We start from the raw sequence: 16,284 nt of genomic DNA on the forward strand, positions 1-16,284 counted from the left end.
TATTCTCAGCAAACATCTGCACAGAATCGTGCAAACCCTGATAAGGAGGGCATTATGCCAAGAGACGTTTCTCTGGAACTGACTAGAAATATTGGCATTATGGCTCACATTGATGCTGGTAAAACCACCACCACCGAGCGTATTCTGTACTATACGGGTATCAACCACAAGATCGGTGAGACTCACGACGGTGCGGCAACAATGGACTGGATGGAGCAGGAGCAGGAGCGCGGTATCACCATTACCTCCGCTGCTACGACTACCCACTGGAAGGGCCATCGCATCAATATTATTGACACCCCGGGCCACGTGGACTTCACCGTTGAGGTGGAGCGCTCTCTGCGCGTGCTCGACGGCTCGGTGACGGTGTTCTGCGCCAAAGGCGGCGTGGAGCCCCAGTCCGAGACGGTTTGGCGGCAGGCCGACAACTACAAGGTCCCCCGCATGGCCTTCGTCAACAAAATGGACATCATGGGCGCCGACTTCTACAATGTTGTCGCCATGATGAAAGACCGCCTGAAGTGCAACGCCGTGCCCCTGCAGCTGCCCATCGGCGCCGAGGAGACCTTCAAGGGGATCGTCGACCTGATGACCATGCGCGCGGAAGTCTACTACGACGACCTGGGCAACGACGTTCGCGACGAGGAGATCCCCGAGGATATGCGGGAGCTGGCGGACAAGTATCATGCTGAGCTGGTGGAAGCAGTCGCCGAGCTGGACGAGGACCTGATGATGAAGTACCTCGACGGCGAGGAGCTGGAGATCCCCGAGATGAAGAAAGTCATCCGCCGGGCCACCATCTCCAATGAAATGGTTCCGGTTCTGTGCGGCACCGCCTACAGAAACAAGGGCGTGCAGCTGCTGCTCGACGCCATCGTCGAGTACATGCCTTCGCCCACCGACATCCCCGACATCAAGGGTGTCAACCCCGAGACCGACGAAGAGGAGACCCGTCCTTCCGACGACAACGCCCCCTTCTCGGCCCTGGCGTTCAAAATTGCCACCGACCCCTTTGTGGGCAAGCTCTGCTTCTTCCGGGTCTACTCCGGTACCCTGGATGCGGGCACCAGCGTCTACAACTCGGTCAAGGGCAACAGCGAGCGGGTCGGCCGCATCCTGCAGATGCACGCCAACCACAGAAAAGACATTGAGAAGGTCTACGCGGGCGAGATCGCCGCGGCGGTCGGTCTGAAAAACACCACCACCGGCGACACCCTCTGCGACCCCAAAGCCCCCATCATCCTCGAGTCTATGGAGTTCCCCGAGCCGGTCATCCGGGTCGCCATCGAGCCCAAGACCAAGGCCGGGCAGGAGAAGATGGGCATCGCCCTCTCCAAGCTGGCTGAAGAGGACCCGACCTTTAGGACCTACACCGACGAGGAGACCGGCCAGACCATCATCGCCGGCATGGGCGAGCTCCACCTGGAGATCATCGTCGACCGCCTGCTGCGGGAGTTCAAGGTCGAGGCAAACGTGGGCAAGCCCCAGGTCGCCTACCGCGAGACCATCCGCCGCGAGAGCGACGTGGACCACAAGTACGCCCGCCAGTCCGGCGGCCGCGGCCAGTACGGCCACGTCAAGATCCGCGTTCGCCCCAACGAGACCGGCAAGGGCTATGAGTTCCTCAACAAGGTCGTCGGCGGCGCCATCCCCAAAGAGTATATCCCCGCCGTTGATTCCGGTATCCAGGGCGCCATGCAGACCGGCGTGCTCGCCGGTTACCCGGTGGTCGACGTGGTGGTCGAGCTGTACGACGGCTCTTACCACGAGGTCGACTCCTCCGAGATGGCCTTTAAGATCGCCGGTTCCATGGCCTTTAAAGAGGCCATGCGCAAGGGCGACCCGGTCATCCTGGAGCCCATCATGAAGGTTGCGGTCATCGTCCCCGAGGAGTACATGGGCGATGTCATCGGCGACATCAACTCCCGCCGCGGCCAGATCCAGGGCATGGAGTCCCGCCCCGGCGCCCAGCAGATCAACGCCTTCGTCCCCCTGGCCGAGATGTTCGGCTACGCCACCGACCTGCGCTCCAAGACCCAGGGCCGTGGCCAGTACACCATGGAGCCCAGCCACTACTCTGAGGTTCCCAAGTCCATCGCCGAGGGGATCATGAGCAAACGGGGCAAAAAAGAGGACTAGTTCCCCGCCCTGCGCCCGGCTTTGGGCCTTGCATTTCCCCCGGCAAGTTGCTACAATAGGGGTACATTGAGAGGTCTGTCTGACAGACGATAATTGCGCTATTACAAGCGAAGAAAAAGGAGGAACACCAATGGCTAAGCAGCATTTCGAAAGAAACAAACCCCATGTGAACATTGGTACCATCGGCCACGTCGACCATGGTAAAACCACCCTTACCGCCGCCATCACCAAGGTCCTGGCAATGAAGGGCCAGGCCCAGTACGAGGCCTACGACATGATCGACAAGGCCCCCGAGGAGAGAGAGCGCGGCATCACCATCAACACCGCTCACGTTGAGTACGAGACCGACAAGCGCCACTACGCGCACGTCGACTGCCCCGGGCATGCTGACTACGTCAAGAACATGATCACCGGTGCGGCCCAGATGGACGGCGCGATCCTGGTTGTCTCCGCGGCTGACGGCCCGATGCCCCAGACCCGCGAGCACATCCTGCTGTCCCGTCAGGTCGGCGTTCCCTACATCGTTGTCTTCATGAACAAAGCTGACCAGGTCGACGACGAAGAGCTGCTGGAGCTCGTCGAGATGGAGATCCGCGAGCTGCTGAGCAGCTACGACTTCCCCGGCGACGACATTCCGATCATCAAGGGCTCCGCCCTGCAGGCCATCGAGTCCACCAGCACCGACATCAACGCCCCTGAGTACGCCCCCATCCTGGAGCTCATGGACGCTGTTGACGAGTATATCCCCACCCCCGAGCGCAAAGCCGACCTGCCCTTCCTGATGCCCATCGAGGACATCTTCACCATCACCGGCCGCGGCACCGTCGCCACCGGTCGTGTGGAGCGCGGTCAGCTGAACACCGGCGACGAGGTCGAGATCGTTGGTCTGGCCGACGAGAAGAAGAAGACCGTTGTCACCGGCATCGAGATGTTCCGCAAGATCCTGGACTACGCTGAGGCTGGCGACAACATCGGCGCCCTGCTCCGCGGCATCCAGAGAGATGAGATCGAGCGCGGCCAGGTCCTGTCCAAGCCCGGTTCCATCCACCCCTACACCAAGTTCTCCGGCCAGGTGTACATCCTGAAGAAGGAAGAGGGCGGCCGTCACACCCCGTTCTTCAACAACTACCGTCCCCAGTTCTACTTCCGGACCACCGACGTGACCGGCGTCATCTCCCTGCCCGAGGGCACCGAGATGTGCATGCCTGGCGATAACGTCACCATGGACGTTGAGCTGATCACCCCCATCGCCATCGAGGAAGGCCTCCGCTTCGCTATCCGCGAGGGCGGCCGCACCGTTGGTTCGGGCGTTGTCACTGGCGTTCGCGACTAGTTTCTAGCCCTTTAAAAAGCGCTTCGGCAATTTTGCCGAAGCGCTTTTTTTCTGCCCGTCTGTCTGTTGACAGGGCGGGGGAGAGAGGCGACCCAGAGGATCGCCTGCAAGGCGAAAGGGGCTGGCCGCTGCGCCGGGCTGCAGAGAAAGTGGGCAGAGCGAATGGGGGATGGAGGAAGCGGCAGGGACAGCTGTCGCCGGAAAGGGGGCGGCCGCCTCCTCCCGTGAACACCGGCTGCTGGATGCTTATTCCGCCCATTTGTCTAGAAGCTTGTCTTTGGCCTCCAAGGCGGGGAGGCGTCTTGTCAGCGGCGTCCCAACGCAAGCTGCCTGCCACCCCATCCCCCCGTCGGTTTCGGCGTGGGACGGCCGCAGCAAATGGGCGACTTTTTGCATCCTTGGTGGAAAGAGCGGTGGTGCCCCGTCTTTCCGTTTTTGAAGAGCACCTGTGCGCCCTTCTGCGATGAGGGAAGGGGGGAGTGGAGAGCGCGGTGGGGGTAGCCCATTGCTGTTGACTCGCTCGGTTGGCTCTGCTGTAGGTGAAGGAAAAACGGCAGCGTTGACCTATTTATCAAAACCGCCGTCCGGTGGATATCGTCTGCATGTATACATAAAACAGCAACTTTGTGATTGTGTGCCACGCTATTTCATTACATTTTTCCTACAAATAGAGTGCCCACCTTGTTCCCTTTTACGATTTCATATAATGCTTCCGGTGTTTTCCCGTTTGTAATGATGGTGTTTATTCCCTGAGAGGTGGCTAATTCGGCGGCTCGAAGTTTTGTTTTCATACCGCCTGTTCCGCGCTTTGAACCTGCACCGCCTGCAAGAGCATATACGGTTTTGTCGATTTTCTGTATCTGGCTTATCAAATTTGCATCTGGATATAGCCGCGGGTCTGCGTCATACAGACCGTCTATATCGGACAAAATGATCAGCTGCTTTGCCCTGCATAGAACTGCAACAACGGCCGAAAGCATATCGTTGTCTCCAAACAACCTGTCCTCTGACTCTATCTCGGTATAGCTGACAGAATCATTTTCATTGACTACTGGAATAATGCCCATTTCCAACAGTGCGTTGAACGTGTTTGTCAAATTCTCCTTTTTTTCTTCCTGTTTTATATCCTCTGCATTTAACAATATTTGGGCGATCGTTTTGTCATAGTCCTTGAAAAATTTGTCATACAAAAACACAATGCTGCACTGCCCCACGGCCGCTGCCGCCTGCTTCATTCGCATGCTGGAAGGGCGTTCTTTCATATTCAGTTTGTTCGTCCCAACGGCAATCGCGCCAGACGATACCAAGATTACCTCATAGCCCATATTTTGAATGTCGGACAGAGCGCACGCAAGGCGATCAAAAGAACGCAGGTCACTGTGTCCCATTTCATTTGTAAGTGTGGAAGTCCCCACTTTTACAACGATCCTATTTTGATATAATCCCATATTACACCTCAATGACAGACAACTCATGATTGGTAAACGGCAGAAATTTCTGGCAAATATCCTTTGTCCTCAATTTTATATACCCTGTCGTTGTGCCGTCGCTGCAGCCGTACCATTTTTCAAGAAGCACCTCTTTATCAAAAACAATTCTTACCCGTTTCTCGGTGTCTAAAAGGCTACTGAAAACAGTTGCTGCGCCTATTTTTGTGCCGAGCATGGTGTCCATTTTTTCTGCTGGCGCAAAAGAAACGCGGGCAACTTCAAGGGCATTACTAAAATCCTTGGCGCGAAATGGCTTGCTGCCGACGGTGATAAATAAAAATCTGTTTGCTGTCGATTACAGAGGAACAGCGTTTTCACCATGTTTATCTGCAGCTTTTCATCAATGGCAACACAATCTTCCATTGCAATAGCTTCATCGCTGTCGACGCGCTCAAAAGGGATTTGCAGTTTTTCTAATGCCGCATAGACTTGCCTTTGAAGTGGTGTCTGAAACCGACAAGGGGCTTCGGTTTGGATTTCACTTACATAGAACACTTTGCGGTCACACTCCTGTTTGACTTTTTTTCGCTTTCAGTTTACCATGCTATTTATAATTACAAAAGCGAATGTTTATCATGAGTCATATAACAAAAACAGATCGATAAGGCGGGGCAATCACATGGACATGAATATTCAAAAATATATGGCATTTGTCAAAACAGTTGAGTATGGCAGCTTTACAAAAGCCGCAGAGATGTTGAATTACTCCCAGTCGGGCATTAGTCGTATGATCAACGACTTAGAAAAGGAATGGAAAGTTGTCCTGCTGGAAAGGGGAAAAACTGGTGTAAAATTGACAAGTGACGGAATGAAGCTTCTTCCCTGTGCAAAGAGCGTTTGTGTAGAATATGAAAAGTTGCAAATGGAAGTGGACGAGCTGAACGGTTTGCAATCTGGGCTTATCCGCATTGGCACATTTTCTAGTGTGGCAACGCATTGGCTTCCGAACATCATCAGAGAATTTCAAAAGGCATATCCGAACATTGACTATGAATTGCTGCTAGGAGATTATACGGAAATTGAATCATGGATATCAGATGGGCGCGTAGATTGCGGTTTTTTGCGCTTACCTACCCGTCCGGAGTTTGAAACTGTATTTTTAGAACAGGACAGACTGCTTGCGATCCTGCCGGAAAATCATGCTTTGGCACACCTTGAAAAAATCCCTGTCGCCTCCCTTTGTGACGAACCGTTCATGCTTTTGGAGAAAGGCGCAAAAGCAGAAGTGTCGGAAATTTTTGAGCGCTGTAATCTAACGCCAAACGTGCATTTTACAACATGGGACGATTATGCAATTATGTCAATGGTAGAAAGTGGGCTTGGTATCAGTATTCTTCCTGAACTGATTTTGAGGCGTGTCCCATATCGAATTATTGCAAAAGAATTAGATGTGCCTACATATCGAAAAATTGGAATTGCCCTGCGAAGTAAAAAGACAGCTTCACTTGCGGTAAAGCGTTTTTTGGAGTATCTGCAATATCGTTAATGCTTTTCTGAAAAATACAGGAACGTTTAGAACTATGATACATGGCTGTTATATTTACAAAATAGTCGGCCGCCATCCATCAAACTATTGTGTTCCTCTATGGCACATGAGCATTGATGTAAGGTGCGCGATCCCTCCCCACACAAAACAGGCGTCAGCATCCTTTGATGCTGGAAACTGCCGTCAAATAATCGTCTGTATTTTAGCGCAACCATGCCATTCAAGGCCTTTCAAAAATGGCGTAGTAGGCGCCTTTCTGTTTTGTGAGACCATTGGTTGTACTGGCTTTTCAATATCCTGCCCTCGCAAATGCCCGGCTTTTTATCCCTATTTGGCGGGGTGAGCGGCGGCGCCCTGTTTATCCACTTCGAAGGGCACCCCCTGTCCCCCCCTGCGGCGGAAGGGCCGAGGAGGAGAGCGGAGGGGCGGGGAGAAGGGCTCTCTTTCCCCGTCCCGTCCCTCTTTTTTTCCTTTTGTACCCCCGGCCAACAAAATGTTTACTAAATTGGTATTTTACTGCTGCAAAGGCGGGAAAATGTGGTATACTAATACCGTTCAAATTTGTTTGTGAAAGATGCGGAGAAAGAATATGCTGCAATTACAACACATCTCCCTGCAGGTCGAAGACGGCGCCAACAGGGAGATCCTCAAAGACGTCAACCTCACCGTTGGCGACGGCCGCTTTGTGGTCATCACCGGCCCCAACGGCGGCGGCAAATCCACCCTCGCCAAGGTCATTGCCGGGATCCTCGCTCCCACCGAGGGGCGGATTCTCCTGGACGGCCGGGACATCACCCAGGCCTCCATCACCGAGCGGGCCAAGATGGGCATCGGCTTTGCCTTTCAGCAGCCGGTGCGCTTCAAGGGGCTGACGGTGCGCGACCTCGTGACCCTCGCCGCCGGGGACGAGACCCTCTCCGACTGCGACATCGGCCGCTACCTGCGCGCGGTGGGCCTCTGCCCCCGCGACTACATCGACCGCGAGGCCAACGCCAGCCTCTCCGGCGGCGAGATGAAGCGCATCGAGATCGCCATGGTCCTGGCCCGCAAGACCCCCCTCACCATCTTCGACGAGCCGGAGGCCGGCATCGACCTCTGGAGCTTCGGCAACCTCATCGACGTCTTTGCCGACTTGCGGCGGGAGACCGAGGGCTCGGTCCTCATCATCTCCCACCAGGAGCGGATCCTCAACATCGCCGACGAGATCGTGATCCTCTCGGGCGGGTCCCTCACCATGCACGGCCCGAAGGACGAAATTCTGCCCGGTCTCCTGCGGGGGGACCGCTGCGCCTTTTGCAGAGGGGAGGAGTAACCCGTGAACGACATCACCAAACAGCTTTTATCGCTCATCAGCGATTTTGACCCCGAGACCGGCTTCACCGGGGCCTTCAACATCCGCGAGGACACCGGCTGCGCCGGCCGCCAGAACAGCCAGAACATCGAGATCAGCTCCAAGTCGGACAAGCCCGGCATCGACATCCGGGTCAAACCCGGCACCAAGGGCGAAACGGTCTACATCCCCGCCTGCGTCACCCACAGCAAGGTGGACGACCTGGTCTACAACGACTTCTACATCGGCGCCGGGGCCGACGTGGTGGTGGTGGCCGGCTGCGGCGTCCACACCGACGGGGAGGAGAGCTCCCAGCACAACGGCATCCACCGCTTCTACCTCGAGCCGGGGGCCCGCGTCCTCTACCGGGAAAAGCACATCGGCACCGGCGAGGGCAGCGGCCAGCGCATCATCAACCCCCAGACCTATGTGGAACTGCAGGAGGACAGCTACCTGGAGATGGACACCACCCAGATCAAGGGGGTGGACTCCACCCAGCGCCTCACCACCGGCGTGGTCGGCCCCCGGGCCCGGCTGGTGGTCCGCGAAAAGCTGATGACCCACGGCGAACAGTACGCCGAGACCAATTTCGAGGTGGACCTCAACGGCGAGGACAGCGGCGCCGACCTCATCTCCCGCTCGGTGGCGAAGGGCCGCTCCAAACAGCTCTTTCGCTCCCGCATCAACGGCAACGTCCGCTGCACCGGGCACTCGGCCTGCGACGCCATCATCATGGACGAGGGCACCGTCTCCGCCATCCCCGAACTCACCGCCAACGACCTGGACGCGGCCCTCATCCACGAGGCGGCCATCGGCAAGATCGCCGGCGAACAGCTCACCAAGCTGATGACCCTGGGCCTCACCGCCGAGGAGGCGGAGGCCAAGATCATCGAGGGCTTTTTGAAGTAGTCTGCCAAACCCGGCCGCGCGGCCTCGCCCGCCCCTCTCCCCGCCCTCCGCGGGGGAGCTGGGAAAGGCGACCGCCCCGTCCGGCCGCCCCTCGCGAGGAGGGGGCGCGGGCATCTGCTCGACAGCTGTCCTATACGCCAACAAAAGATCACGCAAGGGGGAATACCTGTGCTTTTGCGCCTCTACCGCTCCAAAGACCTGGACGGGGTGCTCGACCTCTTTTACCGGGCCGTCCACGGCTGCTGCACCCGGGACTACACCCAGGCCCAGCTGGACGCCTGGGCGCCCCAAAACCCCGACCGCTCCCGCTGGCAGAAGACCCTCACCCAGCACTACAGCCTGGTGGTGGAGGGGGAGGGGGGACTGGCCGCCTTTGGCGACCTGGACGGCAGCTATCTCGACCGCCTCTACGTCCACCCCGACTGCCGGGGCCAGGGGCTGGCCGCCCTGCTGGTGGACGCGCTGGAGGCCCGCGCCCTGCAGGGCGGGGTCAAGGTGCTGCGCACCGACGCCTCCATCACCGCCCTGCCCTTCTTTCTGGCCCGGGGGTACCGGGTGGTCAGGGAACAGCAGGTCAAGCGGGGGGAACAGACCCTCACCAACTACGCCCTGGAGAGGGAGCTCTAGCGCATCCCCTGCGCAAAAAAGGCCCGTCCCCACCTTGACAACGGCTCCCGGGGGTCTATAATGAGAGTAGAAAGTCTGTTTCAGGGCGGGGTGTGATTCCCCACCGGCGGTGACAGGGCCTCTGCCCTGAAGCCCGCGACTCCTCCGGCCTCCCCGGCCGGCGGACTGATTCGGTGTGATTCCGAAGCCGACGGTATAGTCCGGATGAGAGAAACGGCGCATCTTTTCTGCGTCCGCACGCCCTCGGCCTTTTCAGACCGAGGGCTTTTTGCGTCCCAGACAGACCTTCCAAACACTTTTTTTGGAGGGATTATTATGTCCAGACAAACTGCCAACCGCACCCGCAAGCTCACCACCATGGCCATGCTGGCCGCCATCTCCATCGTGCTGGTGGCCCTCATCCACTTCCCCATCATCCCCGGGGCCACCTTTTTGGAGTACGACCCCGCCGACGTCTCCATCCTGGTGGGCACCTTCCTCTTCGGCCCCTGGGCGGGGCTGGCCCTCACCGCCGTGGTCTCGGTGATCCAGGGCCTCACCGTCAGCGCCGGGTCGGGGGTCATCGGCATCCTCATGCACTTTCTCGCCACCGGGGTCTTTTCGGTGCTGGCCGGCTCCATCTACCAGAAATGGCACACCCGCAAGGGGGCGCTGGTGGGGCTGCTGCTGGGTTCCCTGGCCATGACCGCCGTCATGTGCCTGTGCAACCTGATTTTTACCCCCCTCTTCATGGGGGGGACCGCCAAGGACGTGGCGGCCATGCTCATCCCCATCATCATCCCCTTCAACCTGGTCAAGGCCCTGGGCAACAGCGCCATCACCTACCTGGTCTACAAGCCCATCAGCAAGCTGGTTTTCGGCAGGGAACAACCGGTGTTGACAACCTCCGCCAAATAGCGTATACTGATTTTCGCACAATTGAATATCACTTATCAAGAGTGGCTGAGGGAACAGGCCCTGTGAAGCCCGACAACCTGCCCCCTGCGGGGGTGCAAGGTGCCAAATCCTGCGGGTAAAGCCGAAAGATAAGCTTCGCATAAAAGCTCGGTGTTTGCCACCGAGCTTTTTTTCGACCCCGGCAAAAGTGATCTCTTCAATGGCAGAAAAACGCGTGCATTGAAAGGAAGGAAAAAACTGTGAGCATGAGAAAACTCTTCACCTCCGAATCGGTCACCGAGGGGCACCCCGACAAGATCTGCGACCAGATCTCCGACGCCGTCCTCGACGCCATCATGGAAAAGGACCCCGCCGGCCGGGTGGCCTGCGAGACCTGCGTCACCACCGGCATGGTGATGGTGATGGGGGAGATCACCACCAGCTGCTATGTGGACATCCCCAAGATCGCCCGCCAGGTCATCCGCGACATCGGCTACACCCGGGCCAAATACGGCTTTGACTGCGACACCTGCTCGGTCCTCACCTCCATCGACGAGCAGTCCCCCGACATCGCCCTCGGGGTGGACAAGGCCCTCGAGGCCAAGGCGGGGGAGGAGGACGCCGGCACCGGCGCCGGCGACCAGGGGATGATGTTCGGCTTCGCCTGCGACGAGACCGAAGAGCTGATGCCCCTGCCCATCTCCCTGGCCCACAAGCTGGCCAAGCAGCTGACCAAGATCCGCAAGGAGGGGGCGGTGGACTACCTCCGCCCCGACGGCAAGACCCAGGTCACCGTCGAGTACGACGGCGACACCCCGGTGCGGGTGGACACGGTGGTCATCTCCACCCAGCACGGCGACGAGGTCACCCTCGAGCAGATCCGGGAGGACATGATCGAGCTGGTCATCAAGCCCATCGTCCCCGCCGCCCTGCTGGACGAAAAGACCAGGTACCTGGTCAACCCCACCGGCCGCTTTGTCATCGGCGGGCCCCAGGGGGACAGCGGCCTCACCGGCCGCAAGATCATTGTCGACACCTACGGCGGGTACGGCCGCCACGGCGGCGGCGCCTTCTCCGGCAAGGACCCCACCAAGGTCGACCGCTCCGCCGCCTACGCCGCCCGCTATGCCGCCAAGAACGTGGTGGCCGCCGGCCTGGCCAAGAAGTGCGAGGTCGAGCTGGCCTACGCCATCGGGGTGGCCCACCCGGTCTCGGTGCTGGTGGACACCTTCGGCACCGGTGCGGTCAGCGACGACAAGCTGGCCGAGGCGCTGGTGAAGGTCTTTGACTTCCGCCCCGCCTCCATCATCCGCGACCTGGACCTGCGCCGCCCCATCTACCGCCAGCTGGCCGCCTACGGCCACCTGGGGAGAGAGGACCTGAATGCCCCCTGGGAGAAGACCGACCGGGTCGACGCCCTCCGGGCCGCCGTTTCGGCGCAGTAGCCCCTTTTGCGGCCGCACGGGCGGCCGAACCAATTTCACCTGCCGGCAGGGGAGCCGGGCGGGCCGAGTGGCCTGCCCGGCCCCTTTTTTGTCCGGGGCAGACGAGGAGGGAGCCGCCTGCGCCCAAACGGCGGCTTTTCGCCCCCTTCGGGGAAGGGAGAGCCGCTGCCGCTCCATCCCTTTTTGGCCCCTTTTCCCACAAAAAGGGGGCGGGAGGGGCACCTTTTGCCCCTCCTTCCCATACACTGGCGCAAGAGGTGATTGAGTATGGAATTCGTCGCAAAACTCCTGCTGGTGGTGCTGGCGGCCGTGGGGCTGGCCGAGTGCGTGGGCCTGCTGGGCGACCTGATCGACCGCCGCCGCAAGCTGCCCCTCTACCTGATCGCGCCCCTCCCCGCCCGGCCGGGCGACTGTGAGAACGCCCTGCGCAGCCTTCGCCGCACGGTGGAGCGCAGCACCTTTGCCTGCAAGCTGGTCCTCACCAGCCCCGGCGAGCTCACCGAGGAGCAGCGGGAGATCCTCGGCTTTTTCTACGGCAGCGAGGACTTCCCCGAGGTCTGGGAGACATTCGACCCCCGCCAACTGGGTTTGCATTGAGAGGGCAGTTGGGGTATACTGGTACACGGAATACAGGACGTATCGGCCGCCAGAAGGCGGCCCTTTTTGAAGGGGGAAGGGGACAAGGTGGAACGCGCAGAGCAGCTCATCCAGCTCGCCGGCACGGTGGAGGGGGTGGTCTTTCGCAACCGGGAAAACGGCTGGTCGGTGGTGGACATCTCCTGCGAGGGCGAACTGATCACCGCCGTGGGCGAGTTCTCCGAACTCAGCGAGGGGGAGGAGGTGGAGCTCACCGGCGTCTTTGTCAACCACCCCACCTTCGGCCGCCAGTTCAAGGCCAGCCTCTGCACCACCAAACTCCCCGCCACCGCCGGGGCCATCCTCAAGTACCTGGCCTCCGGGGCCATCAAGGGCATCGGCCCGGTGACGGCCCGCCGCATCGTCGACCGCTTCGGCAGCCGCACCCTGGAGGTCATCGAAAAGGACCCCGACGCCCTGGCGCAGGTGCAGGGCATCTCCCTGAAAAAGGCGGAGGACATCCACCTGGAGTACCAGCGGGTCTTCGGCATCCGCTCCCTGCTGGCCTTTATGGCCCAGTACGGCTTCTCCGCCGCCGAGGCCATCAAGGTGTGGAAGTTCTGGGGCCCCCAGGCGCAGGAGCTGCTCTGCGAAAACCCCTACCGCCTCTGCCTCTCCTTCATCGGCATCTCCTTTGACCGGGCGGACGCCATGGCCATCCAACTGGGCCTCTCCCCCGAATCGGGGGAGAGGGTGCAGGCCGCCGCCGCCCATGTGCTCCGCCACAACACCCAAAACGGCCACACCTGCCTGCCGCGGGAGAAGCTGGCCGCCGTCACCGCCAGCTACATCGGCCTGCCCCCCGAGCGGGTGGACTTTGAAATCGGCGAGATGCTGGAGCGGGAGAACCTGGTGGAATACACCGGGGACGAGCGGCCCATGATCTTTTTGCCCGACTACTACCGGGCCGAGGGCTACATCGCCACCCGTCTGCAGATGCTCATCTCCTTCATGCCCGACAACGGCACCCAGTGGGACCGGCAGATCGCAGCCCAGGAGAAGGCGCTGGGCATCGTCTACGCCGACACCCAGAGGGAGGCCATCGCCCAGGCGCTGCGCCAGGGGTTCGTGGTCCTCACCGGCGGGCCCGGCACCGGCAAGACCACCACCATCAACGGGATGATCGAGCTCTTCGAGAAGGACGGCCGCAAGGTGGCCCTCTGCGCCCCCACCGGCCGCGCCGCCAAGCGGATGAGCGCCGTCACCGGGCGGGAGGCCAAGACCATCCACCGCCTGTTGGAGGCGGGGTACCAGAAGGACGGCACCCTGGCCTTCACCAAGAACGAGGAGGACCTGCTGGACTGCGACGTCCTCATCCTCGACGAGGTGTCGATGGTGGACGTCCTCCTCTTCGAGGCGCTGCTGCGGGCGATCAAGCTCAACTGCAAGCTGGTGCTGGTGGGGGACTACGACCAGCTGCCCTCGGTGGGGGCGGGCAACCTGCTCAAAGACATCATCGACTCCGGCTTTTTCCCGGTGGTGCGGCTCTCCCACATCTTTCGCCAGGCCGCCCAGAGCGCCATCGTCACCTCGGCCCACGAGATCTTAGAGGGGCAGGTGCCCGACCTGGCCCAGCGGGACAAGGACTTTTTCTTCCTCCCCGCAAGGGACAAGCCCTCCGGCCTGGCCCTCATCCGCGACCTGGTCACCACCCGGCTGCCAAAGGCCTACGGCCTCTCTCCCGCCGACATCCAGGTGCTCTCCCCGGGCCGCCGGGGGGCCGCCGGGGTGCAGCAGCAAAACCGCATCCTCCGGGAGGCGGTCAACCCCGCCCGCGGCCAGCCCGAGATCGGCTATATGGGGATGAGCTTTCGCCAGGGGGACAAGGTGATGCAGACGCGCAACAACTACGACATCGTCACCACCCAGGAGGAGACCGGCGAGAAGGGGACCGGGGTCTTCAACGGCGACATGGGGCAGATCGAGGAGATCGACCGCAAGAACGGCCTCATCCACATCCGCTACGAGGACAAGCGCGCCGCCTATACCCCCGACATGCTGGGGGAGATCGAGCACGCCTACGCCGTCACCGTCCACAAGAGCCAGGGGAGCGAGTTCGACGCGGTCATCCTCTCCCTGTTGGAACCCAACCCCAAGCTCTACTTCCGCAACCTCCTCTACACCGCCGTCACCCGGGCCAAAAAGCTGCTGGTGATCGTGGGCAGTCGCCGCGCCGTGGAGATGATGGTGGAGAACAACCGCAAGACCCTGCGCTACAGCGGGCTGGGCTCCTTCCTGCGGGACATCTTCGGGTGAGGGCCCTCGCGGCGGCCCTCCGCCTGCTCTACCCCCGGGTCTGCCCCTTCTGCGGCGACGCCATCCCCCTGGGACAGCGGGTCTGTCCAAAATGCACGTTGCAAAGCCACCGCATATCGGATACAATAAACCGTAAGGGCGTGTTGGAGGCGCAGGGGGAGACCCTGCCCTACGCCGAGGGGGATATCGCCCCCTTCTGGTACGAGGGGCCGGTCCGCCGGGCCATCACCGCCTACAAGTTCTCCGCCCGCCTGGGATCGGCCGAGGTGCTGGCGGCCCACATGGCCGACACCTGCCGCGCCGTCCTCCCCCTGGAGGAGATCGAGGGGGTCGTCTGTGTGCCGGGCCGCCCCCGCCAGCGGCGGGAACGGGGGTTTGGCCACAGCGAACTGCTGGCCCAGCACCTGGCACGGGAGTTGGACATCCCCTATTTGAAGGGGGCGTTGGTCAAGCTGTTCGACACCCCCTACCAGCACCGGCTGGGCCTCCCGGCCCGCAGGGAAAACCTGCTGGGCGCCTTTGAGGTGGCCGACCGGGCGGCGGTGCGGGGCAAGACCCTCCTCCTCTGCGACGACATCGTCACCACCGGCGGCACCGCCGCCGAGTGCGCCAAGATGCTGCGGGTCAGGGGCTGTGAACGGGTGTATTTCTGCGCGGCGGCAGCCGCAGGTAAGGAAAGGAATAGGGAAGCAAATGGCAAATTATGATATTGGCTTTGACCTGGGGACCACCTCCATCATCATCTATGTGGTGGGCAAGGGGATCGTGGTCAAAGAGCCGTCGGTCATCGCCGTCAACCAAAAGACCGGCGAGGTGCTGGCCATCGGCGAAAAGGCGCAGGAGATGGCGGGCAAGACCCCGGCCCACATCGTCGCCAAGCGCCCGCTTGAAAACGGCGTCATCTCCGACATCGACATGACCGAAGAGGTGGTCAAGTACTTCATCCGCAAGGTCAGCTCCTCCTACGTGGTCAAGCCCAAGGTGGCCATCTGCGTCCCCTCCTCGGTGACCAACGTCGAGTCGCGGGCCGCGGTCAACGCCGCCCTCTCGGCCGGGGCCCGCAAGATCTTCCTGGTGGAGGAGCCCATCGCCGCGGCCCTGGGCTCGGGCATCGACATCTCCAAGCCCCGGGGGCGGATGGTGGTGGACGTGGGCGGTGGCACCGCCGACATCGCCGTCATCTCCCTCAACGACGTGGTGCTCTCCACCTCGGTCAAGTGCGCCGGCACCCAGTTTGACGAAAAGATCATCAACTACATCCGCCTCAACCGCAAGGTGCTCATCGGCGAGCGGACTGCCGAGCGGGTCAAAAAGGAGATCGGCGCGGTGATGGAGGGGGTCCTCCCCGAGACCGAGATGGAGGTCAAGGGCCGCAGCCTGGAGACCGGCCTGCCGGTGAAGATCACCGTCAGCTCCTCCGAACTCACCGCCACCCTCAACGAGTTTGCCATGAGCATGGTCGCCACCATCAAGGGCATCCTCGAAAAGACCCCGCCCGAACTGGTGGGCGACATCTGGGAGGACGGCATCATGCTCACCGGCGGCGGCAGCCTCATCAAGGGCCTGCCCGAACTCATCTCCAAAGAGACCGGGGTGCGCTGCTACGTGTCGGAGACCCCCATCGACTGCGTGGCCATCGGCACCGGCATGGCCCTGGATTTGATGGAAGACGGGTACAGCATCAACTACGACAGGGACTATTGATTGCGCTTTATACGATTTGTAGTTGTATTTTGGCGGATTTTATCAAAAAAACA

At 60.5% G+C, this 16,284-nt stretch carries 15 protein-coding genes and 2 riboswitches; of the genes, 12 read left to right on the forward strand and 3 right to left on the reverse strand.

The window, feature by feature from the left end; genetic code table 11:
• Positions 1–54: 54 nt before the first annotated feature.
• Together fusA and tuf are read left to right on the forward strand one after the other, a co-directional pair.
• Positions 55–2,139: an elongation factor G gene (gene fusA / locus KQI11_RS10320; protein WP_059003979.1), complete on the forward strand. Its 2,085-nt coding sequence runs from the start codon at positions 55–57 to the stop codon at positions 2,137–2,139.
• 130 nt (positions 2,140–2,269) lie between these two features.
• Positions 2,270–3,472, forward strand: a complete 1,203-nt coding sequence (gene tuf, locus KQI11_RS10325; protein WP_185916554.1) for an elongation factor Tu — start codon at positions 2,270–2,272, stop codon at positions 3,470–3,472.
• A 650-nt stretch (positions 3,473–4,122) separates the two neighbouring features.
• Here the strand turns inward: tuf and proB are convergent.
• The 3 genes from proB to KQI11_RS13340 are packed head-to-tail and all read right to left on the reverse strand — an operon-like array spanning position 4,123 to position 5,457.
• A complete protein-coding gene (gene proB, locus KQI11_RS10330) occupies positions 4,123–4,920 on the reverse strand; it encodes a glutamate 5-kinase (RefSeq protein ID WP_216402065.1) in 798 nt (265 codons plus the stop codon).
• 1 nt (position 4,921) lies between these two features.
• A complete protein-coding gene (locus KQI11_RS13335) occupies positions 4,922–5,233 on the reverse strand; it encodes a YbaK/EbsC family protein (protein WP_353653973.1) in 312 nt (103 codons plus the stop codon).
• The gene (locus KQI11_RS13340; RefSeq protein WP_286172724.1) at positions 5,119–5,457 is read right to left on the reverse strand and encodes a YbaK/EbsC family protein; all 339 of its coding nucleotides are present in this window, start codon (positions 5,455–5,457) and stop codon (positions 5,119–5,121) included. The genes KQI11_RS13335 and KQI11_RS13340 overlap by 115 nt, the downstream gene beginning before the upstream one ends.
• Positions 5,458–5,581: 124 nt before the next feature.
• Between KQI11_RS13340 and KQI11_RS10340 the strand changes: the two genes are divergently transcribed.
• The 10 genes from KQI11_RS10340 (at position 5,582) to KQI11_RS10385 (ending at position 16,231) form a co-directional block, all read left to right on the forward strand.
• Positions 5,582–6,448, forward strand: coding sequence for a LysR family transcriptional regulator (locus KQI11_RS10340; protein WP_216402066.1), 867 nt, complete (start codon positions 5,582–5,584; stop codon positions 6,446–6,448).
• 589 nt (positions 6,449–7,037) lie between these two features.
• Positions 7,038–7,760, forward strand: coding sequence for an ABC transporter ATP-binding protein (locus tag KQI11_RS10345; protein ID WP_216402067.1), 723 nt, complete (start codon positions 7,038–7,040; stop codon positions 7,758–7,760).
• Between the two features lie 3 nt (positions 7,761–7,763).
• Positions 7,764–8,687, forward strand: coding sequence for a SufB/SufD family protein (locus KQI11_RS10350; RefSeq protein WP_216402068.1), 924 nt, complete (start codon positions 7,764–7,766; stop codon positions 8,685–8,687).
• A 168-nt stretch (positions 8,688–8,855) separates the two neighbouring features.
• Positions 8,856–9,314, forward strand: a complete 459-nt coding sequence (locus KQI11_RS10355; RefSeq protein ID WP_075109675.1) for a GNAT family N-acetyltransferase — start codon at positions 8,856–8,858, stop codon at positions 9,312–9,314.
• 72 nt (positions 9,315–9,386) lie between these two features.
• A riboswitch (FMN riboswitch) is annotated at positions 9,387–9,534 on the forward strand.
• Positions 9,535–9,629: 95 nt separating this feature from the next.
• Entirely contained in the window at positions 9,630–10,211 is a 582-nt protein-coding gene (locus KQI11_RS10360) for an ECF transporter S component (RefSeq protein WP_207721350.1), read from the forward strand.
• Positions 10,212–10,240: 29 nt separating this feature from the next.
• Positions 10,241–10,346, forward strand: a riboswitch (SAM riboswitch).
• A 110-nt stretch (positions 10,347–10,456) separates the two neighbouring features.
• Positions 10,457–11,635, forward strand: a complete 1,179-nt coding sequence (metK, locus tag KQI11_RS10365; protein ID WP_216402124.1) for a methionine adenosyltransferase — start codon at positions 10,457–10,459, stop codon at positions 11,633–11,635.
• Between the two features lie 267 nt (positions 11,636–11,902).
• Positions 11,903–12,232: a hypothetical protein gene (locus tag KQI11_RS10370; RefSeq protein ID WP_021658682.1), complete on the forward strand. Its 330-nt coding sequence runs from the start codon at positions 11,903–11,905 to the stop codon at positions 12,230–12,232.
• Between the two features lie 87 nt (positions 12,233–12,319).
• The gene (gene recD2, locus KQI11_RS10375; RefSeq protein WP_216402069.1) at positions 12,320–14,527 is read left to right on the forward strand and encodes an SF1B family DNA helicase RecD2; all 2,208 of its coding nucleotides are present in this window, start codon (positions 12,320–12,322) and stop codon (positions 14,525–14,527) included.
• On the forward strand, positions 14,524–15,234 hold the full coding sequence (locus KQI11_RS13540; RefSeq protein WP_185916561.1) for a ComF family protein: 711 nt from the start codon (positions 14,524–14,526) through the stop codon (positions 15,232–15,234). The genes recD2 and KQI11_RS13540 overlap by 4 nt, the downstream gene beginning before the upstream one ends.
• Positions 15,221–16,231, forward strand: coding sequence for a rod shape-determining protein (locus tag KQI11_RS10385; protein ID WP_216402070.1), 1,011 nt, complete (start codon positions 15,221–15,223; stop codon positions 16,229–16,231). Before KQI11_RS13540 ends, KQI11_RS10385 begins: the two co-directional genes overlap by 14 nt.
• Positions 16,232–16,284 lie beyond the last annotated feature (53 nt).

It is taken from the genome of Acetanaerobacterium sp. MSJ-12 (genome assembly GCF_018917875.1).
Classification (GTDB): domain Bacteria; phylum Bacillota; class Clostridia; order Oscillospirales; family Ruminococcaceae; genus Bittarella; species Bittarella massiliensis.

Bases quoted from the DNA above. Each gene is read 5' to 3' on its own strand.
- metK (WP_216402124.1), top strand. From the start codon at position 10,457: ATGAGAAAACTCTTCACCTCCGAATCGGTCACCGAGGGGCACCCCGAC.
- KQI11_RS10385 (WP_216402070.1), top strand. From the start codon at position 15,221: ATGGCAAATTATGATATTGGCTTTGACCTGGGGACCACCTCCATCATC.
- fusA (WP_059003979.1), top strand. From the start codon at position 55: ATGCCAAGAGACGTTTCTCTGGAACTGACTAGAAATATTGGCATTATG.
- tuf (WP_185916554.1), top strand. From the start codon at position 2,270: ATGGCTAAGCAGCATTTCGAAAGAAACAAACCCCATGTGAACATTGGT.
- proB (WP_216402065.1), bottom strand. From the start codon at position 4,920: ATGGGATTATATCAAAATAGGATCGTTGTAAAAGTGGGGACTTCCACA.
- KQI11_RS10345 (WP_216402067.1), top strand. From the start codon at position 7,038: ATGCTGCAATTACAACACATCTCCCTGCAGGTCGAAGACGGCGCCAAC.
- KQI11_RS10360 (WP_207721350.1), top strand. From the start codon at position 9,630: ATGTCCAGACAAACTGCCAACCGCACCCGCAAGCTCACCACCATGGCC.
- KQI11_RS10370 (WP_021658682.1), top strand. From the start codon at position 11,903: ATGGAATTCGTCGCAAAACTCCTGCTGGTGGTGCTGGCGGCCGTGGGG.
- KQI11_RS10340 (WP_216402066.1), top strand. From the start codon at position 5,582: ATGGACATGAATATTCAAAAATATATGGCATTTGTCAAAACAGTTGAG.